General features: G+C 69.8%; 16 protein-coding genes and 1 pseudogene. 7 read left to right on the top strand and 10 right to left on the bottom strand.

What is annotated here, in order from left to right; translation table 11 throughout:
- Positions 1-309, bottom strand: a 309-nt coding sequence (locus ACHFFZ_RS12585) for a hypothetical protein (protein WP_394276949.1), incomplete at its 3' end; no start/stop codon positions are given.
- A gap of 56 nt (positions 310-365) precedes the next feature.
- Here ACHFFZ_RS12585 and pdxH point away from each other — a divergent pair.
- Complete coding sequence (gene pdxH / locus ACHFFZ_RS12580; RefSeq protein WP_394276948.1) at positions 366-998, top strand: pyridoxamine 5'-phosphate oxidase; 633 nt, start codon at positions 366-368, stop codon at positions 996-998.
- A 51-nt stretch (positions 999-1049) separates the two neighbouring features.
- Here the strand turns inward: pdxH and ACHFFZ_RS12575 are convergent, their stop codons facing one another.
- From ACHFFZ_RS12575 to ACHFFZ_RS12560, 4 genes are read right to left on the bottom strand one after another with little or no spacing between them, the layout of a single operon-like run.
- Positions 1050-1838: an amino acid ABC transporter ATP-binding protein gene (locus ACHFFZ_RS12575; protein WP_394276947.1), complete on the bottom strand. Its 789-nt coding sequence runs from the start codon at positions 1836-1838 to the stop codon at positions 1050-1052.
- Entirely contained in the window at positions 1835-2515 is a 681-nt protein-coding gene (locus ACHFFZ_RS12570; protein ID WP_394276946.1) for an amino acid ABC transporter permease, read from the bottom strand. The genes ACHFFZ_RS12575 and ACHFFZ_RS12570 overlap by 4 nt, the downstream gene beginning before the upstream one ends.
- Positions 2496-3155, bottom strand: coding sequence for an amino acid ABC transporter permease (locus tag ACHFFZ_RS12565; protein ID WP_394276945.1), 660 nt, complete (start codon positions 3153-3155; stop codon positions 2496-2498). The genes ACHFFZ_RS12570 and ACHFFZ_RS12565 overlap by 20 nt, the downstream gene beginning before the upstream one ends.
- 2 nt (positions 3156-3157) lie before the next feature.
- Positions 3158-4123, bottom strand: a complete 966-nt coding sequence (locus tag ACHFFZ_RS12560) for a transporter substrate-binding domain-containing protein (protein WP_394276944.1) — start codon at positions 4121-4123, stop codon at positions 3158-3160.
- A 300-nt stretch (positions 4124-4423) separates the two neighbouring features.
- On the opposite strand from ACHFFZ_RS12560, the pseudogene ACHFFZ_RS12555 reads away from it, so the two are divergent.
- The 4 genes and pseudogenes from ACHFFZ_RS12555 to ACHFFZ_RS12540 all read left to right on the top strand — a co-directional run.
- A pseudogene (locus ACHFFZ_RS12555) lies at positions 4424-4813 on the top strand (FAD/NAD(P)-binding protein); the annotation flags it as partial.
- Positions 4814-4946: 133 nt separating this feature from the next.
- Positions 4947-6071 carry a hypothetical protein gene (locus ACHFFZ_RS12550; RefSeq protein ID WP_394276943.1) on the top strand — a complete coding sequence of 375 codons (1125 nt, stop codon included), beginning with the start codon at positions 4947-4949 and terminating at the stop codon, positions 6069-6071.
- 2 nt (positions 6072-6073) lie between these two features.
- Positions 6074-7015 carry a diacylglycerol/lipid kinase family protein gene (locus ACHFFZ_RS12545; RefSeq protein WP_394276950.1) on the top strand — a complete coding sequence of 314 codons (942 nt, stop codon included), beginning with the start codon at positions 6074-6076 and terminating at the stop codon, positions 7013-7015.
- 99 nt (positions 7016-7114) lie between these two features.
- Positions 7115-8986, top strand: a complete 1872-nt coding sequence (locus ACHFFZ_RS12540) for a Na+/H+ antiporter (RefSeq protein WP_394276942.1) — start codon at positions 7115-7117, stop codon at positions 8984-8986.
- A gap of 114 nt (positions 8987-9100) precedes the next feature.
- On the opposite strand, the gene ACHFFZ_RS12535 is transcribed toward ACHFFZ_RS12540, so the two are convergent.
- On the bottom strand, positions 9101-9544 hold the full coding sequence (locus ACHFFZ_RS12535; protein ID WP_394276941.1) for a hypothetical protein: 444 nt from the start codon (positions 9542-9544) through the stop codon (positions 9101-9103).
- Positions 9545-9702: 158 nt separating this feature from the next.
- Between ACHFFZ_RS12535 and ACHFFZ_RS12530 the strand changes: the two genes are divergently transcribed.
- Together ACHFFZ_RS12530 and ACHFFZ_RS12525 are read left to right on the top strand one after the other, a co-directional pair.
- Entirely contained in the window at positions 9703-11970 is a 2268-nt protein-coding gene (locus ACHFFZ_RS12530) for a 6-phosphofructokinase (protein ID WP_394276940.1), read from the top strand.
- Positions 11971-12112: 142 nt separating this feature from the next.
- A complete protein-coding gene (locus tag ACHFFZ_RS12525) occupies positions 12113-13528 on the top strand; it encodes a nitronate monooxygenase (RefSeq protein ID WP_394276939.1) in 1416 nt (471 codons plus the stop codon).
- 140 nt (positions 13529-13668) lie between these two features.
- On the opposite strand, the gene ACHFFZ_RS12520 is transcribed toward ACHFFZ_RS12525, so the two are convergent.
- Genes ACHFFZ_RS12520 through ACHFFZ_RS12505 form a run of 4 tightly spaced genes read right to left on the bottom strand, consistent with a single transcriptional unit; the run spans position 13669 to position 17406 of the window.
- The gene (locus ACHFFZ_RS12520; protein WP_394276938.1) at positions 13669-14430 is read right to left on the bottom strand and encodes an ABC transporter ATP-binding protein; all 762 of its coding nucleotides are present in this window, start codon (positions 14428-14430) and stop codon (positions 13669-13671) included.
- Entirely contained in the window at positions 14427-15386 is a 960-nt protein-coding gene (locus tag ACHFFZ_RS12515; protein WP_394276937.1) for an iron chelate uptake ABC transporter family permease subunit, read from the bottom strand. Before ACHFFZ_RS12515 ends, ACHFFZ_RS12520 begins: the two co-directional genes overlap by 4 nt.
- Positions 15383-16477: an ABC transporter permease gene (locus ACHFFZ_RS12510; RefSeq protein WP_394276936.1), complete on the bottom strand. Its 1095-nt coding sequence runs from the start codon at positions 16475-16477 to the stop codon at positions 15383-15385. The genes ACHFFZ_RS12515 and ACHFFZ_RS12510 overlap by 4 nt, the downstream gene beginning before the upstream one ends.
- Complete coding sequence (locus tag ACHFFZ_RS12505; protein WP_394276935.1) at positions 16474-17406, bottom strand: siderophore ABC transporter substrate-binding protein; 933 nt, start codon at positions 17404-17406, stop codon at positions 16474-16476. The genes ACHFFZ_RS12510 and ACHFFZ_RS12505 overlap by 4 nt, the downstream gene beginning before the upstream one ends.
- Positions 17407-17584 lie beyond the last annotated feature (178 nt).

Here is a 17584-nt window from a genome sequence, read left to right as displayed (position 1 = left end):
CAGGACAGGGTGCAGCAGCTCCTCCCATGCGGCCAGGGCAGCGTCGAAGACGCGCCCGCCGAAGCCACCGCCGCGCACCCCCGGCCGCACCGCCAGCCAGCTGAACAACAGCACCTGCGAGGCGGGATGGTGCTCCGCGACCGCCAGGGCGACGGTCTGCCCGTCATCAGTCAGCTCGTGCAACAGGTAGTCCTGCCGGCGGCACCCGGCCAGGAAGTCGTCCTCGGTGACCAGCTCGTCGTCGGGGAAGGCGGGGCGCAGGATCTCGCGGTACAGGACCCTCAGGTGGTCGTCGTGGAGCTGGCTCATGGCTCCACGCTATCCAGACCGTCCTGGGATCAGGGGCCCGTCCTAGGATCAGGGTCATGGACATCCATGGCATGCGACGTGACTACCAGGGCGAGGCCCTGGACGAGGCCGCCAGCGCGGCCGATCCGCTGGAGCAGTTCCGGGCCTGGTTCGAGGCAGCCAGTGCCAGCGACATCCTCGACCCCAATGCGATGACGCTGGCCACCGTCGGGGCCGACGGCCGCCCGTCGAGCCGGATCGTGCTGCTCAAGGAGGTCGACGACCAGGGCCTGGTCTTCTTCACCAGCTACACCTCGCGCAAGGGCCGCGAGCTGGCCGCCAACCCGCAGGCCGCGCTGCTCTTCCACTGGCCGCAGCTGGAGCGCCAGGTGCGCGTCGAGGGCCGGGTGGAGCAGGTGCCCGCCCAGGTCTCCGACGACTACTTCGCGGTGCGGCCGGTGGCCTCGCAGCTGGAGGCCTGGGCCTCCCCGCAGAGCGAGCCGATCGACTCGCGCGAGGTGCTGGAGGCCAACCAGCGCGCCGCCGCCGAGCGCTTCGGTGACCAAGTGCCGCGCCCGCCGCAGTGGGGCGGCTACCGGCTGGTCCCCGAGCTCGTCGAATTCTGGCAGGGCCGCCCGAGCCGCCTGCACGACCGGCTGCGCTACCAGCTCGTCGACGGCGCCTGGCAGCGCGACCGGCTGGCTCCCTGAGGCAGCCGCCCAGCCACCCATCCGCCCAGCCACCCGAGCCCGGGCGGCGCCTCAGATCTCGTACTCGAAGATGTTGAGGAACTGGCGCGCCCGCTCGGTCTTCGGGGCGGTGAAGAACCCCAGGGGGCTGTCCTGCTCCACCACCTTGCCGTGGTCCATGAAGACGATCCGGTCGGCGATGCTGCGGGCGAATCCCATCTCGTGGGTGACGATCACCATGGTCATGCCGTCGCGGGCCAGCTCGGCCACCACGTCGAGCACCTCGCGCACCATCTCCGGGTCGAGGCTGGCGGTCACCTCGTCGAGCAGCAGGACCTCCGGCTGCATCATCAGCGCCCGGATGATCGCCACGCGCTGCTTCTGGCCGCCGGACAGCTGCCGCGGGAAGGCGTCGGCCCGGTCCAGCAGGCCCACCCGCTTGAGCAGCTGGGCTGCCCGGCGCGCCGCCTCGGGGCGGTTGGCCTTCTGCACCGTGAGCGGCCCCAGCAGCAGGTTGTCCATGACGCTGAGGTGGCCGAAGAGCTCATAGCTCTGGAAGACCATGCCGATGCGCTGCCGGGCCGCGGTCCACGGCAGCTGGCGGGATCCGAGCTGGGTCCCATCGAGGGTGATGGTGCCGCCCTGGATCTCCTCCAGCCCGTTGAGGGTGCGCAGCAGGGTCGACTTTCCGCAGCCCGAGGGTCCCACCACGACGACCACCTCGCCACGTCCCACGGCAAGATCGACGCCGTCGAGGGCGGTGACGCCGTTGGGATAGGTCTTGCGCACGTCGCTGGCCTGCAGCAGCGGCGCCGGCGCGTCGGCCGACCGCTCGTCGGGGATGTCCTGGTGGGTGCTCATTGGTCCTTCCACTTCTTCTCGAGATGACGCGACAGCATCGACAGCGGCCAGCAGGCCAGGAAGTAGAGCCCGAAGATGGCCCCGTAGACCCACAGGGCCGCGTCGGGATGGCTGAAGCGGTTGGCGTCGATGATCTGCTGGCCGGTCTTGAGCACCTCGACAACGCCGATCAGCACCACCAGCGAGGTGGTCATCACCATGCGTGCGGTCAGGTTCATCGCCAGCGGCAGCAGCCTGCGCAGGGTCTGCGGCAGCACCACGGTGCGCATGGCCTGGGAGCGCGTCATGCCCAGCGCCAGGGCGCTCTCGCGCTGGTGGCGCGGGATGGACTCGATGGCGCCGCGCACCAGGTCGCCCATCTCGGCGGTGCCCCACACGACGAAGACGATCACCGCGGCGGTGCGTCCGCCCAGGTTGATGCCGGCGCTGGTGGACAGGCTGAAGTAGACCACGAAGAGCAGCACCAGCTGCGGCATGATCCGCACGAACTCCAGGTAGAGCCGGGTGACCAGCTGGACGCCACGGCTGCGGTTGGTCATCACCACGCCGAGCAGGGTGCCCAGCACCACGGAGACGGCCATCGCGGACAGGGCGATGGAGACCGTCACCCACAGGCCCTGCAGCAGGCGCAGGAAGTTGTGCCCCTCGAGGAGCACCTCAATTCCCGAACTCGGCATGGCGGACCCTCCCTTCGAGCCAGCGGCCCAGCAGCGAGATCGGCAACAGGATGAGCAGGTAGAAGGCCACCAGCAGCACCAGCGCCTCCGGGGTGTTGTACTCGCGGCCGATCAGTTCCTTGGCCCGGAAGACCAGGTCCGGCAGGGCGACGACGCTGACCACGCTGGTCTCCTTCACCAGGAAGATGGTGTTGGCCACCAGGGCGGGCATGCACCGGCTCACGGCCTGGGGCACGACGACGTTGCGCAGCACCTGGCCGCGCCCCATGCCCAGGCTGGTCGCCGACTCCCACTGGATGCGCCCCACCGACTCCAGCCCGCTGCGGAAGGCCTCGGTCATGTAGGCACCGCCCAGGAAGGCGAGGCCCACCACGGCACTGGTGGTGGCCGAGAGCAGCACGCCCGCCTTGGGCAGGCCGAAGTAGATGAAGAAGAGCTGCACGATCAGCGGGGTGTTGCGGGCCACCTCCACATAGACGGCCACCAGCTGGGAGAGCACCGGCACGCGCGCCTCGCGCAGCAGCGCCCCCACCAGCCCCACGGCCAGGGCGAGCACGATGCCGAGCAGGGAGATCTGCAGGGTCACCAGTGCTGCCTGGCCGTAGAGCGGCAGGTATCGCTCGATCACGTCAAGCTGCACCGTCAGGCCTTGCCGCCCTCGACGACCAGGTCGTCGGCCTTGGCGGCCTCGCCGTAGGCAGGCTTGAGGGTCTTGTCGAAGTTGGCGTGGAAGAAGTCCTCCTTGCCCAGTTCGACGATCTGTTCGTCGAGCCAGGTGCGCAGGCTGGTGTTGCCCTTCTGCACGGCGGCGGCGATGGTGTCGGTGGGGCCGAGCGTGGAGATCCCGGTGACGAACTTGTCCTGGTTCTGCAGGCTGAAGGCCAGGGCCTCGGTGTTGTCGGTGACCCAGGCGTCACCGCGGCCGTCGAGCAGGGCATTGGTGGCCTCGGTGTACTGCTCGAAGCTCAGCAGCTGCAGCTCCGGGTGCTCCTTGGTGAGGTAGGTCTCGGCGGTGGTGCCCTTGACGACGATGACCTTCTTGTCCTTCAGCTGGGCAGCCTCGGTGACCTGGGCTTCGGTGGGGCTGACCACGCCCAGGGAGACCTTCATGTAGGGCTTGGCGAAGTCGACCTTCTGCTGGCGCTCGGGGGTGACGGTGAAGTTGGCCAGGATGGCGTCGACCTTGCCGCTGGTGAGGAACTCGACGCGGCTGGCGGCCTCGACCGGCACCAGTTCGGCCTTCACTCCGAGGTCCTTGGCGATCCGCTCGGCGTAGACGATGTCGTAGCCGACGTAGTTGCCGTTGGCGTCGACGGAACCGAAGGGGGCCTTGTCGCTGAAGACGCCCAGCCGCACGGTGCCGTCGGCCTTGATCTGCTCGACGGTGCGGGCGCTGCCGGCGACGGCCTGCTCCGAGCTGGGGTTCGCGGCCGGTGCGGCGGGCTGCTCGGGGGACTTGCGGCTGGTCAGCCCCCACAACAGGGCGCCGAGCAGGGCGAGGGCGGCCAGGACGGCCACCGGAACCACCCAGCCGGGGCGGCGGCGGGAGTGGGCATTGACGACGTCGTCGACCTCGCGGTCGGAGTGGGGCGGGACGGGCGTGGACATGGGTCCTCCAGTGGCGTGGGATGCGGGTGTTCATGGGTGCCGTTGCGGCAGTCGTGATGTGGTCCCCGGCGTGCGACGGCCACTGGTGCAGGACTGTTCGGTGACACCTGTCCAGTGACACTTGTCCAGCGGCATCTGCGGGTGGCCATGTCGTGGGCCGGGACGGACCCGGAGACGGGTCGTGCGGGGTGGGGAGCGGCGCTCCTCGGTGGCCTGGGGCCCGGGGGCGTCGGTCAGCGACAACCGGCCCGAACGCCCATGGCGTACGGGGTGTGCTGCATCATGTGACGCTTCAACGACATGCCTCAACGCTACCACCCTGCACACGTGGGCCGCCCACTGGATGAAGCACCCCGACCACTACTTGGAACAGATGACCCGATTTCCTGCATGGCAAGGAATCGTCCCGTGCGGCGTTGCCGAGGAGCCCGACTCGTGGATCATGATGGGGACCATGTTCTCCCCCCCCGCCACCACCCCCGTTTCCCGTCCCGTCGACAGCGACTCCATCCGATGAAGGTGGCAATCATCGGGCAGGGCCCGCGCGGCATCCATGCCCTCTGCGACCTCGTCACCCAGTGGAGGGGGGACGAACCCCTCGAGGTGCACTGCTACGACCCGTACCCGCCCGGCGGCGGGGCCGGCTTCCAGATGGACCAGCCCGATCACATGCGGCTCAACATCGCCCCCAGCCAGGTCCACCTGCCCCCGCTGCCCCCGCTGGCCCAGTGGCTGCGTGACCAGGGAATCCACCCGGCCATCGACGTCGCCCGCAGCCACGTCGGCCGAGAACGGCTGGCTGGTCAGCGCCTCCATGCCGCAGGTGGTCGACGAAGTGCTGCTGGCCACCGGCCACGCCCCCGACCACGACCAGCGGCTCCCGCACCAGTGGAATCCCGACCAGTCCACCCGACTGGTGGAGAAGGTCTACCCGGTCACCGAGTGGCTGGACGAGGAGCACGTGCCCCCGGGCTGCACGGTGGCCACCCGCGGCGCCGGGCTCACCTTCGTCGACGTCGTCGCAGACCTCACCGAGGGGCGCGACCCCTCGCGCTGGCCCGCCCGTATCCTGCCGGTGGGACGTTCCGGACGCCTGGCCCACGCCACCCCCGTCCACGGCTTCGACCCGCTTCCCGACGAGAAGGAGCTGCTGGAGGTTCTGGGCCGCTCCATGCCGGAGGACCCCATCGCCGTCATCGAGACCGTCCGCCAGGCCGCCGTCGAGATGCTGGTGCTCACCGGCGTCGAGCGAAGCCAGGCCGAACAGGACACCACCTCGACGCTGGACACCGGCTGGGAGCCCGGCCTGCCGGAACGCTCGCGTGCCCTGGCCTCACTGCACCGCTCCATCGCGGTCGCGGAGCGGGCCCGCCGCCCAGGCCCCGGCTGGATGCTGGGCTGGGCCTGGTCACGGCTGCGCAACACGGCCATCAAGCAACTCTCCTTCCATGTGCCCGATCCCGAGGTGTGGCAGGAATACCTGCGCGCGGTCAACGTGCTGGAGCGCTTCTCCTTCGGGCCGCCGCTACCGGCCGCCATCCGCCTGGCCGGGCTGTGCGAGCGCGGCATCATCGACCTGTCCTGGCTCGAGGCCGGCGTCCAGATCGACTCGCACGTCACCGGGATCCCCGAGGGCGACAGCCAACCAGACGTCGTCATCGACGCACTGCTCAGCCCCCCGGGCATGCGCAGCGCCCGCACGCCGCTGGTGGACTCGCTGGCCCGGCAGGGACTGGTGCGCGTCGCCCACGGGCGCCGCGGCCTCGACATCACCCCGCAGGCCCAGTGCATCGACGCCGGCGGCACACCCGTCCCCGGGCTGTCGATGATCGGGCTGCCGATCGAGGACGTGGTGATCGGCAACGACACCCTGGACCATCCGGCCAGCGACCTCGGCATGGTCTGGGCACGACGACTGGTTGACCAGGCGGTTACCGTGGGGCGGTGAGCATGATCGCGGTGGTGGCCAATCCCACCAAGCTGTCCGACATCCCCTCGATGCGCGACGAGCTGGAGGAGATCGCCCGCAGCCACGGCCACGAGCTGCTGTGGCTCGAGACCACCGCCGACGACCCGGGTGCAGGCCAGACCCGCCAGGCCCTCGAGTCCGGCGCGGAACTGGTCTGCGCCCTGGGCGGCGACGGGACGGCGCGCACCGTCGCCAGCGAACTGGCCGGCACCGGCACCGCCCTGGGCCTGCTGCCCGGAGGCACCGGTAACCTGCTGGTCCGCAACCTGGGCACCCCCATCAGCGGTGTGTCCGAGGCCTTCGAGGCAGCGCTGCAGGCCGGCGATCGCCCCATCGACGTGGGCATGGTGCGCCTGGACCACCTCCCCGAACAGGCCTTCCTGGTGATGGTCGGGATGGGGCTGGACGCCGAGACGATGGCCGACACCTCCGAGGCGGTCAAGGCCCGGCTCGGCTGGCTCGGCTATGGGCTCACCGGCGCCTCCAAGCTGTTCACCCGCGGCATGCACGCCTGGGTCACCGCCAGCGACGGCCAGCGCCACGACCAGCACGTGCGCAGCGTCCTGGTGGGCAACTGCGGATCGGTGCAGGGCGGCGTCGCCCTGTTGCAGGCCGCCCGGGTGGACGACGGACTGCTCGACCTGCTGCTGTTCGCCCCCAAGGGACTGCTCGGCTGGACGGCGGCGCTGTGGCACCTGCTCACCCGAAGCCACCGGGGACACCCGTCGATCCACCAGAGCGAGGCCGAGTCCTATGTGGTACGGGTGCGACGCCCTCGGCGGGTACAGGTGGACGGCGACCCGATGGGCCGGCACCGCATGATGCGGGTACGCGTCGAGCCGGGAGCGCTGCTGGTGCGCGCCCCCCTGCCCGAACCGGCCCCCGAGACCCAGGTGCCCCCGAGCCGGGCGGCGACCGACTGAAACTCCTCGTCCGCCGCACCTCCACCCGGGGGGCGGGGCCGCGTTCGCACGCGACGAGGTGGTGCGGACAGTGTTCTGGGCGCTGTCACACTTTCGACCATGGAACATCTCGTACTGGGGGTGACCGCCTTCCTCGTGGTCGTCCTCGCGGTCACCGCCGCCTGCCGGCGCACCGGTCTCAACGCCCCCCTGGCCCTGCTGGTGGTCGGCCTGCTGGGCAGCTACCTCCCCGGCATCCACGCCCCCGAGCTCTCTCCCGAAATGGTGATCATCGGGGCCCTGCCGCCGCTGCTCTACGCCTCGGCGATCAACACCTCGCTGGTGGACTTCCGGCGCAACATCCCCGCCATCGGCTGGCTCAGCATCGGCCTCGTGCTGTTCACCACCGCCGGGGTGGGCGTGTTGGTGCACTCGATGATCGACGTGCCGTGGCCGGCCGCCTTCGCCATCGGCGCCGTCGTCGCACCCCCGGACGCGGTGGCGGCCAGTGCCGTCGCCCGCTCCGTCGGCCTGCCACGGCGGGTCGTCTCGGTGCTGGAGGGCGAGAGCCTGGTCAATGACGCCACCGCCCTGGTGACCTTGCGCACCGCCATCGCCGCGATGGGTGCCAGCGTGACCATCGGCGGGGTGCTGCTCGACTTCGTCCGGGCCGTGGTGGTGGCCGTCGTCGTCGGGCTGGTGGTGGCCAAGGTGATGGGGCTGTGCATGCGCCTGACCGAGGATGCCGTCACTGGAACCACGCTGAGCATCCTGGCGCCCTTCATCGCCTTCGTGCCCGCCGAGGAGCTGCACGGCTCAGGCGTGCTGGCGGTGGTGGTCACCGGCCTGGTGCTGGGCCACACCTCACCGCGCATCCAGTCGGGCCAGACCCGGCTGGCGCAGCGGGTCAACTGGCACACCATCCAGTTCCTGCTCGAGAATGCCGTCTTCCTGCTCATCGGCCTGCAGGTGCGCACCATCGTCAACAATGCCCGCGGCAGCGACCTGAGCACCCTCGACGTGCTGGCCGTCTGTGCTGCCAGCCTGCTGGCCGTGGTGGTGCTGCGCGTGGTGTGGGTGCTGGGCACCCGCCTGCTGGTGCACATCGGCCCGACCCGCCAGACCACCCCGGCGCGCGAGTCCGTGGTGATCAGCTGGGCCGGCATGCGCGGCGTGGTCACGCTGGCCGCCGCCCTCACCCTGCCGCTGGACACGCCCTACCGCTCGGTGCTGATCCTGGTCGCGCTGGCGGTGACGATCGGCTCGCTGCTGCTGCAGGGACTGACCCTGCCGATGGTGGCCCGCCGCATCGGCGTCCACGGTCCCGACCCGCGCGAGGACACCCTGCAGGAGGCCACCATCTACCAGCACGCCGTGGCGGCTGGCCTGGAGCGGGCCCGCGAGAAGGCCCGTCCCGGTGACGAGTCCACCGTCCAGCGGCTCGAGGAGCTGGGCCAGCAGCGGATCAACTCGGTCTGGGAGCGCCTGGGCCGCACCGAGGACGAGCTGGAGACCCCCTCGCAGACCTGGCGCCGGCTGCGCAGCGAGGCGATCGTCGCCGAGCGCGACACGGTGCTGAAGATCCGGGATGCCGGCCAGGCCGAGCACGAGGTGCTGGCGCAGGTGCTGAACTCGCTCGACGTCGAGGAGGCCAGCATCTTCCACTACACCGAGGCGGCCCGCAAGGTCCACCGCGCGCCGCTGCGCCCCCACCTGCCGCAGGCGCCGTGTGACCACCTGGGCGGGGCCCCGATGTGGGTGGAGCCGCTGACCCCGGGCGTGTGCGCCGAGTGTGAACAGGAGGGCACCGACCCGGTGCACCTGCGCCTGTGCCTGGACTGCGGCCACGTGGGCTGCTGCGACTCCTCGGTGGGGATGCATGCCACCCGACACTTCGAACGGACCGGCCACGCGACGATGCGCTCGATCGAGCCCGGGGAGTCCTGGCGCTGGTGCTACGTGGACGAGCTGCTGGCCGCCGGCGACGACTGAGCGGCTTCCACACGCGTCCACAAACCACGCGCGTCCACAAACCACATCCGCAGCGGCCGTCGATGCTCCCTGTGCATCGACGGCCGCTCTCGATGTGGTTTGTGGACGAGCCCCTCACTCCTCGGGTGTCACCTGGTCCGACAGCAGGGTGCCGGCCTCGTCGAAGGTGAGCACGTGGCGGTAGGTGTGGCCGGACTGTGCGCCCTCGGGGGCCTTGTCGCCGGTGACCGTCCAGTCCAGGCGGGTGGAGGCCTCGACGACGGTGCGGCCATTGTCCTGGCTCGCCTGCTCGATGCTGCTGTCACTGGTGGCGCGGATGATCTCGAGGCCCTGCTTTGCGACGGACTCGCGCACCCCGGCAAAGGTCTGCTCGATCACGGGCCACTGGCTGCTGCCGGTGGTCCAGAAGCGCTGGGCCTGCTCGTCATAGCTGGTCATCAGCTCATCGGCGCGCTGCTGGGCCTTCTGTTCGGCGCTGGGCTGCATGCTCAGCGCGCCGAGCCCCATGCTGGCGGCCATCGCCAGGCCGAGCACGACCACCATGATCTTTCGCCACATGGAAGAGCTTCCCCTCGTCGTCAGGCGGCCCGGGCGGGCCATGGCCTCCCAGTATCCCTTGGTCTCCACAGCATCCCCGGCCTGACCCCAGGTGAATTCCCGGGCAACAACCGGCCCGCGCTGGTTGTTGCCCGGGCACGCTCGGCCAGAATGGAAGGGTGATCACTGACGAGCAGACCCCCGCCCCTGTCCAGCCCCACGAGCCGGTCCGGCTCGGAATCCTCACCTCCGGCGGTGACGCCCAGGGCATGAATGCCGCCGTGCGCGCGACGGTGCGCACCGCGATCCGGCTGGGTGCCGAGCCCTACGCCATCTTCGAGGGCTACCAGGGAATGATCGACGGCGGCGAGGGCATCAAGAAGTTCGGCTGGGACGACGTTGGCTCCATCCTGCACCGCGGCGGCACCGTGATCGGCACCTTCCGCAGCAAGGAGTTCCGGGAGCGCGCCGGCCGGCTGAAGGCCGCCGCCAACCTCGTCGGGCACGGCATCGACCGCCTGGTCGTGATCGGTGGCGACGGCTCGCTCTCGGGCCTGGACATGTTCCGCCAGGAGTGGCCCGGGCTGCTCGACGAGCTCGCCACCGAGGGCCGCATCACCCGCGAGCAGGCCGAGGCGCACCCGACGCTGATGATCGCCGGCATGGTCGGCTCCATCGACAACGACCTGGTGGGCACCGACATGACCATCGGCGCCGACACCGCACTGCACCGCATCGTCGACGCCATCGACGACCTGGCCAGCACCGCCGCCAGCCACCAGCGCAGCTTCGTGGTGGAGGTGATGGGACGCCACTGCGGCTACCTGGCGCTGATGGCCTCGGTCGCGGGCGGCTGCGACTACTGCCTGATCCCCGAGAACCCCCCGGCCGAGGGCTGGGAGGAGAAGATGTGCGCCGAGCTCAAGCGGGGCAGGGATGCCGGGCGACGCGACTCGATCGTCATCATCGCCGAGGGTGCGCAGGACCGTGAAGGCAATCCGATCACCAGCGAGTACGTGCGCTCCACCTTGGAGGAGAGGCTGGGCGAGGACGCACGGGTGACGATCCTGGGCCACGTGCAGCGCGGCGGCAAGCCCAGCGCCTATGACCGGTGGGCGTCGACCTGGCTGGGGCACGAGGCTGCCAAGGAGGTGCTCGCCGCCACCCCCGACAGCCCGGGCATGGTGATGGGTCTGCGCGGCAACAGGGTGGCGGCAGTGGAGCTGATGAAGGCTGTCGAGCAGACCCGTGAGGTGCCGCGCCTGATCGAGGCCGGTGACCACGCCGGGGCGATGCGGCTGCGGGGCGGCTCCTTCACCGAGATGCGCCAGATCTTCCATGAGCTGGCCGAGCCCACCAGGGTGGATCCCGACCGCAGCTCGAAGCGGATCGCGATCGTGCACGCCGGTGGCCTGGCGCCGGGCATGAACACGGCGGCGCGGGCGGCGGTGCGGCTGGGCATCAGCCGTGGCCACACCATGCTGGGCGTGCACAATGGATTCGTCGGCATGCGCGACGGCGAGATCGAGGAGCTGGGCTGGAGCGACGTGGAGGGCTGGACCGGCGAGGGTGGTGCCGAGCTGGGGATCCGTCGCACCGTGCCGTCGGTGGAGCACCTGTACTCGATCAGCCGGGCGCTGGAGGACCACAGGGTGGACGCACTGCTGGTGATCGGTGGCTGGAATGCCTACCGCGCCGCGCACCTGCTGCACAGCGAGCGCGACCGCTACCCGGCCTTCCAGATCCCGATCGTGTGCGTCCCGGCCACCATCGACAACAACATCCCCGGCTCGGAGCTGGCGATCGGCGCCGACACCGCGCTGAACGTGATCGTCGACGCGATCGACCGGATCAAGATGTCGGGCACCGCCACCAAGCGTGCCTTCGTGGTGGAGACGATGGGCCGCTACTGCGGCTACCTGGCGCTGGTCAGTGGCCTGGCCGCCGGTGCCGAGCGGGTCTACCTGCACGAGACGGGCATCAGTCTGGGCGACCTGTACCGCGACATGGAATGGCTGCGCGGCTCCTTCGAGGGCGGGCGCCGGCTCTTCCTGGCCATCCGCAACGAGGAGGCCAGCGAGCACTACGACACCGACTTCCTGGCCAAGCTGCTGGAGGAGGAGGGCAAGGAGGAGTTCGACGTGCGCTCCTCGATCCTGGGCCACGTGCAGCAGGGTGGTGCGCCGACCCCCTTCGACCGTCTGCTGGCCACCCGCCTGGTCTCGCGCGCCATCACGGCGCTGGACGAGGGCTGGGCCCAGGGTGATCCGGGTTCCTACTACATCGGGTTGACCGGCGGTTTGATCGAGAAGGCGCCCCTGGGGCATCTGATGGAGCACATCGACCCGCGCTTTCGCCGTCCGCGCCAGCAGTGGTGGATGGGGCTGCAGGAGGTCTTCGCCGATGTCGCCTACGAGCCGGACACCCCGGAACACACCTCGCTGTGAAGCGGGTGCTGGCCCCGAGCTGGGACTGTTCGGGGCCGGCACTTGCCGCCAGACAAAGAATTGGTACTGTCCAGTCCGAAATCCCTACGCTACCGTAGGTTACGCACACGTAACTTACGGATGCGTATCTTCGGAGGACCAGATGACCGAACGCCCCCTTCCCACCGTCATCCAGGGCGGCATGGGTGTCGCCGTCTCCAGCTGGCAGCTGGCCCGCGAGGTGAGCCTCGCCGGTGAGCTGGGCGTCGTCTCCGGCACCGCTCTCGACGCAGTCCTGGCCCGCAAGCTCCAGGACGGCGACCCCGGCGGTCACTGCCGTCGCGCACTGGACGCCTTCCCCTACCCCGAGATGGCCGAGCGCGTCTGGGACAAGTACTTCCAGGAAGGTGGTCGCCAGGGCTCGCCCTACCGCCCCATCCCCACCATCACCATCAACCCCGGCCAGGCCGTCGCCGACCTGACCGTCGTGGGCAATTTCGTCGAGACCTGGCTGGCCAAGGAGGGCCACGACGGCATCGTCGGCATCAACTTCCTGGAGAAGATCCAGATGGCCACCCCGCTGTGTGCACTCGGTGCCGTGCTCGCAGGCGTCGACTACGTCCTGATGGGTGCCGGCATCCCGCGCGAGATCCCGCAGCTGCTGCGCGACCTGTCGGCCGGGCGCCCCGGCGGCGTGCACGTCGGCGTCGAAGGCGGCGAGGAGGCCTGGCAGGAGGCCGACCCGACCGCCATCCTCGGCCAGCCCATGAGCCCGCTGCCCACGCCCCGCTTCCTGGCGATCATCTCGGTGCACTCGCTGGCCAACTTCCTCAACCGAGACGAGAAGATCAAGCCCTTCGGCTTCGTCGTCGAGGGCCCGGTGGCCGGCGGCCACTCCGCCCCACCGCGCGGCAAGATGACCCTCGACGAGGCAGGCGACCCGATCTACTCCGACCGGGACCTGGCCGACCTCGCCAAGATGAAGCAGGTCGGCTCGCCCTTCTGGGTGGCCGGCGGCGTCTCCACCCCCGAGCAGGTGCAGGCCGTGCGCGAGGCCGGCGCCGAGGGCGTCCAGTGCGGCACCGTCTTCGCCCTGGCCGCCGAGTCGGGCTTCACCGAGCCCATCCGCAAGAAGATGCTCGACGAGATCTGCGAGGGGGTCCTCGAGGTGCGCAATGACCCCCGAGCCTCCCCCACCGGCTTCCCCTTCAAGATCGCCCAGGTGGCCGGCACCCTGTCCGACCCCGAGGTCTACGAGGCCCGTCCGCGCCTGTGTGACCTGAGCTACCTGCGTGAGCCCTACCAGCGCGAGAACGGCACCATCGGTTACCGCTGCGCCTCCGAACCCGTCGACGCCTACCTCAAGAAGGGCGGCAAGCTGGAGGACACGGTGGGCCGCAAGTGCCTGTGCAACTGCCTGACCGCCAACATCGGTCTGGGCCAGGAGCGCAAGGACGGCTACAAGGAGGCCATGGGCATCACCCTGGGCCAGGACCTCGAGGGGGCACGTCAGCTGCTGCAGATCCATCCCCAGGGATGGACGGCGCGCGAGGCCGTGGGCTTCCTGCTCGGCCGCTGATCTGCTGGCCCGATCTGCTGGCGCGGTCGCGCTGCCGAAATTGCGCCCCTGGCGGCGCACGACACGTTCACATGTCCTTCGCCGCCGTATGTGTGTCGATTCCTGCGCCACATGCCCTCAGAGCGGCCCCGGAGAGGGGCTCAGCGCGCGTAGTGCAGCGCGATCAGGTTCCCGTCGATCTCGCGCACCCGGATCGGCAGGCCGAAGACCTCACTGAGCAGCTCGTCCTGCATGATCTCGGCCGGACTGCCGGTGGCCACCACGCGGCCATCGGCCATCACCACGATGTGGTCGGCGTAGACGCTGGCGGCATTGAGGTCGTGCAGCACGATGACGATGCTCTTGCCCAGCTCGTCGGCGGCGCGGCGCATCTGGCGCATCATCCGCACCCCGTGGGCCATGTCGAGGTTGTTGAGCGGCTCGTCGAGCAGGATGTGGTCGGTGTCCTGGGCCAGCACCATGGCGACGAAGGCGCGCTGGCGCTGGCCGCCGGAGAGCTCATCGAGGAAGCGGCCGGCCAGCGGGGCGAGGTCGAGGTAGTCCAGGGCGGCGTCGATGTGGGCCTGGTCGTCGACGGTCAGACGCCCCTTGGAATGGGGGTAGCGGCCGAAGGCCACCAGGTCGCGCACGGTCAGCCGTACGGCCAGGTGGTTGTCCTGGCGCAGGATCGCGAGCTTGCGGGCCAGCTCGTCGCTGGGGGTGGTGGTGACGTCGAGGCCGTTGACCAGGACGCGTCCCTCGGCGGGGGCGAGCAGCCGCGAGATCATGGCCAGCAGCGTCGACTTGCCGGCGCCATTGGGGCCGACCAATGCGGTGACCCCCTTCTCGGGGATCTCCAGCGTCACGTCGTCGACCACGACGGTGGTGCCGTAGCGGGCCTGGAGCTTCTCGGTGGTGATCATGCGGGCCTCCCGGCACTCGATCGCAGGAGCAGGACGATGAAGGTGATGCCGCCGACGAACTCGACCACCATCGACAGGCTGCCCTCGAAGCCCATCAGGCGTTCGAAGAGGAACTGGCCCCCGATCAGGGTGACGGCGCCGAGCAGGACGACGGCGGGCAGGGTGTGGGCGTGCAGATGGCTGCCGACCAGCCGGTAGGCCAGGTGGGCGACGAGCAGGCCGAAGAACATGGTGGGGCCGACCAGGGCGGTGGAGGTGCCCACCAGCAGGGCGACGACGGCCAGGTGGCGCAGGCTGGCACGGCGGTGGTCGACGCCCAGGCCGATGGCGAGGTCGCGGCCCAGGGCGACGACATCGAGCTCGCGGCGCTGCCGCCAGACCCAGACGACCGCCACCAGGATGATGGCGGCGCTGATCGCGAGCAGCTCGAGCGGGGCGCCGGTGAAGTCGGCGAAGAAGCGGTCACTGAGCACCAGGAAGGCGTCGGGATCGAGCAGGCGTTGCATGAAGCTGGACAGGCCGCGGAAGAGCCCGCCGAGCAGCACACCCACGAGCACCATCATCGTCACGGACCGGTTGAGGCGTACCAGCAGCACGTGGAAGAGCAGCAGCGAGAAGGCGACCATCGCCACGAGGGTGACGACGAACTGGACTCCCTTGCCGGGGCCGATGGTGCCGAGGAAGAAGACCGAGGCGGTCTGCAGCGCCAGGTAGAGCGCGTCCAGCCCCATGATCGAGGGGGTGAGGATGCGGTTGGCGGTGACGGTGTGGAAGAGCACCGTGGCCACGCCGATCGCCACGGCCACCAGCAGCAGGGTGGCAACGGTGGTGACGCGGCGCTGCACCAGGTAGCCCGAGCTGGGCATCTGGTGACCGATGTAGAGCCCGGCGGCCACGATGGTGGCCAGGGCGATCAGCAGCAGGCGACGGGCCGGGGTGAGGCCTGCGCTGCTCAACGCCTCCCCCGCAGCAGGATGACAAGGAAGGCGGCGGCGCCGACGATGCCCATGACGGTGCCGATCGGCATCTCGAAGGGATGGATCACCAGGCGCGCCAGCAGGTCACAGGCGAGCACGAAGCCGGCGCCGAGCAGCGCCACCCACGGCACGCTGCGTCGGCAGTTGTCGCCGATGACGCTGCGCACGATGTTGGGGACCACCAGGCCGAGGAAGGGCAGGGCCCCGACGGTGACCACGACGGTGGCGCTGACGACGGCGGCGACAGCCATGCCGACCATGACGGTGCGGCGGTGGTCGAGCCCGAGGTTGGTGGTGAAGGCCTCGCCCATGCCGGCGACGGTGAAGCGGTCGGCGAGGAAGCTGGCGAGCAGGGTGAGCGCGCCGGCGACCCAGAGCAGTTCGTAGCGGCCCGAGAGGACGGCGGAGAAGTCGCCGGTGGTCCATGAGCTGAGCGACTGCATCAGGTCGGTGCGGTAGGCGACGAAGGTGACCCCGGCGCTGACGACGCCGCCGAGCATCATGCCGACCAGCGGGGTGACGAGCATGTCGCGCAGCGGGATACGGGCCAGGATGCGCAGGAACAGGGCGGTGCCCAGCAGGGCCGCGACGGCGCCGAAGCCCATCTTGGCGATCATCGGGGCGCCGGGCCAGACCAGGGCGCTGACGAGCAGGCCGGCGGTGGCGAATTCCATCGTGCCGGCGGTGGAGGGCTCGACGAAGACATTGCGGGTGAGCAGCTGCATGATCTGGCCGCTGACGGCCAGGGCGCTGCCGGCGAGCACCAGGGCGAGGGTGCGGGGCACGCGGGAGTGCAGCAGTACGTGGCCGTCGAGGTCGGCGACACCCACCACCAGGGAGGCGGCGGCGAGACCGAGGATGACGAGCAGGGCGGCGGCCAGGGCGAGCAGGCCGCGAACGCCCATCGGGAGGCTGGCGGAGCGGCTCCGGGTGACTTCCGCGGTGGCGACGGGGGTGGCTCCAGACGCGGCGGAGCCCGCCGTGCTGGTGGGCACGACGGGCTGCGCGGTCAGGTCACGGTGCGGGGACGGGCGCGTGGCCGTCTGCTCGCGGTCGAGGACCAGGCTCACGAGAGTCCTCCCTGGAGCTCCTTGGCCATTTCCACGGTGTTGTCGAGGCCGGAACCCAACAGGTACCAGCGGGAGCCGTCGAGGTAGGTGATCTTCTTGTTCTTGGCGGCCGAGGTCTTGTTGACCAGGGCGTTGTCGAGGATCTTCGCGGCGCTCTGGCCTTGGGCGCCGATGGTGGCGTCGCGGTCGATGACGAACATCGAGTCGGGGTTGGTGGTGGCGATGAACTCGTTGCTGATGGCCTGGCCGTGGCTTTCGGTCTTCAAGTTGGTGGCGGCGGGCTTCACACCGAAGACGTCGTAGACGTAGCCGAAGCGGCTGCCGGGGCCGTAGGCGGAGAGCTTGCCGCCGCTGGTGAGGACGAACAGGTTCTTGCCACCCTTGCTGGCGGAGGCCTTGGTCTCGTCGATGGCCTTCTCGACCTCGGCGAACTTGCTGGCGGCCTGCTCCTCGACGTCGAAGATGGTGCCCAGGTTGGTGACGCTCTGCTTGCTGGAGGCGATGTACTTGGTGCCGTCGACGGCCAGGTTCACCGTCGGGGCGACCTTGGAGAGCTCCTCGTACTTGGCGGCGGTGCGGCCGGCGATGATGATCGCGTCGGGCTCCAGGGCGGCGATCTTCTCGATGTCGGGCTCCTGCAGGGTGCCGACATTCTCCTCGTCCTTGAACTCGTCGAGGAACTTCGGCAGCGTCTTGGTGGGGACGCCGACGACCTTCTCGGACAGACCGAGGGCCTTCATCGAGTCGAGGCTGGAGTAGTCGAGGACGACGACCTTCTCGGGGTTCTTCGGCAGCTCGGTGCTTCCCTGGACGTGCTTGATGGTGACCTTCTCGTCGGTGGAGGCAGCGGGCTCGGTGCTGGACTGGCCACAGGCGGCGAGGGCGAGGGCCATCGTGGCGGCGACGACGGCGGGGAAGCGGCGGAGCATCGTTGGTTCCTGTCTTGTGGGATCACTGGGCGGAAGTATCGCGCTTAGGCTCACCTAAGTAAGGCCAGCCTAAGCAAACATGCCACTGCTTGTCACGCCAGGCGGCAATTTTGGAAAGGTTTCAGTTTCCTTAATCACGTGAGCGTCCGTCAGGGGGCATCGATGCCAGCCCGAGCCC

Origin of the sequence: Luteococcus sp., from assembly GCF_043424415.1 — a bacterium.
Classification (GTDB): domain Bacteria; phylum Actinomycetota; class Actinomycetes; order Propionibacteriales; family Propionibacteriaceae; genus Luteococcus.
Note: the sequence above shows the minus strand (reverse complement) of the source record. Positions and strands in the feature narration are given on the sequence as shown.

What these genes read in the sequence shown, in the direction of transcription:
- ACHFFZ_RS12575 (WP_394276947.1), bottom strand. Translation starts at nt 1,838, where the DNA reads ATGAGCACCCACCAGGACATCCCCGACGAGCGGTCGGCCGACGCGCCG.
- ACHFFZ_RS12545 (WP_394276950.1), top strand. Translation starts at nt 6,074, where the DNA reads ATGATCGCGGTGGTGGCCAATCCCACCAAGCTGTCCGACATCCCCTCG.
- ACHFFZ_RS12535 (WP_394276941.1), bottom strand. Translation starts at nt 9,544, where the DNA reads ATGTGGCGAAAGATCATGGTGGTCGTGCTCGGCCTGGCGATGGCCGCC.
- ACHFFZ_RS12520 (WP_394276938.1), bottom strand. Translation starts at nt 14,430, where the DNA reads ATGATCACCACCGAGAAGCTCCAGGCCCGCTACGGCACCACCGTCGTG.
- ACHFFZ_RS12560 (WP_394276944.1), bottom strand. Translation starts at nt 4,123, where the DNA reads ATGTCCACGCCCGTCCCGCCCCACTCCGACCGCGAGGTCGACGACGTC.
- ACHFFZ_RS12540 (WP_394276942.1), top strand. Translation starts at nt 7,115, where the DNA reads ATGGAACATCTCGTACTGGGGGTGACCGCCTTCCTCGTGGTCGTCCTC.
- ACHFFZ_RS12570 (WP_394276946.1), bottom strand. Translation starts at nt 2,515, where the DNA reads ATGCCGAGTTCGGGAATTGAGGTGCTCCTCGAGGGGCACAACTTCCTG.
- pdxH (WP_394276948.1), top strand. Translation starts at nt 366, where the DNA reads ATGGACATCCATGGCATGCGACGTGACTACCAGGGCGAGGCCCTGGAC.
- ACHFFZ_RS12525 (WP_394276939.1), top strand. Translation starts at nt 12,113, where the DNA reads ATGACCGAACGCCCCCTTCCCACCGTCATCCAGGGCGGCATGGGTGTC.
- ACHFFZ_RS12505 (WP_394276935.1), bottom strand. Translation starts at nt 17,406, where the DNA reads ATGCTCCGCCGCTTCCCCGCCGTCGTCGCCGCCACGATGGCCCTCGCC.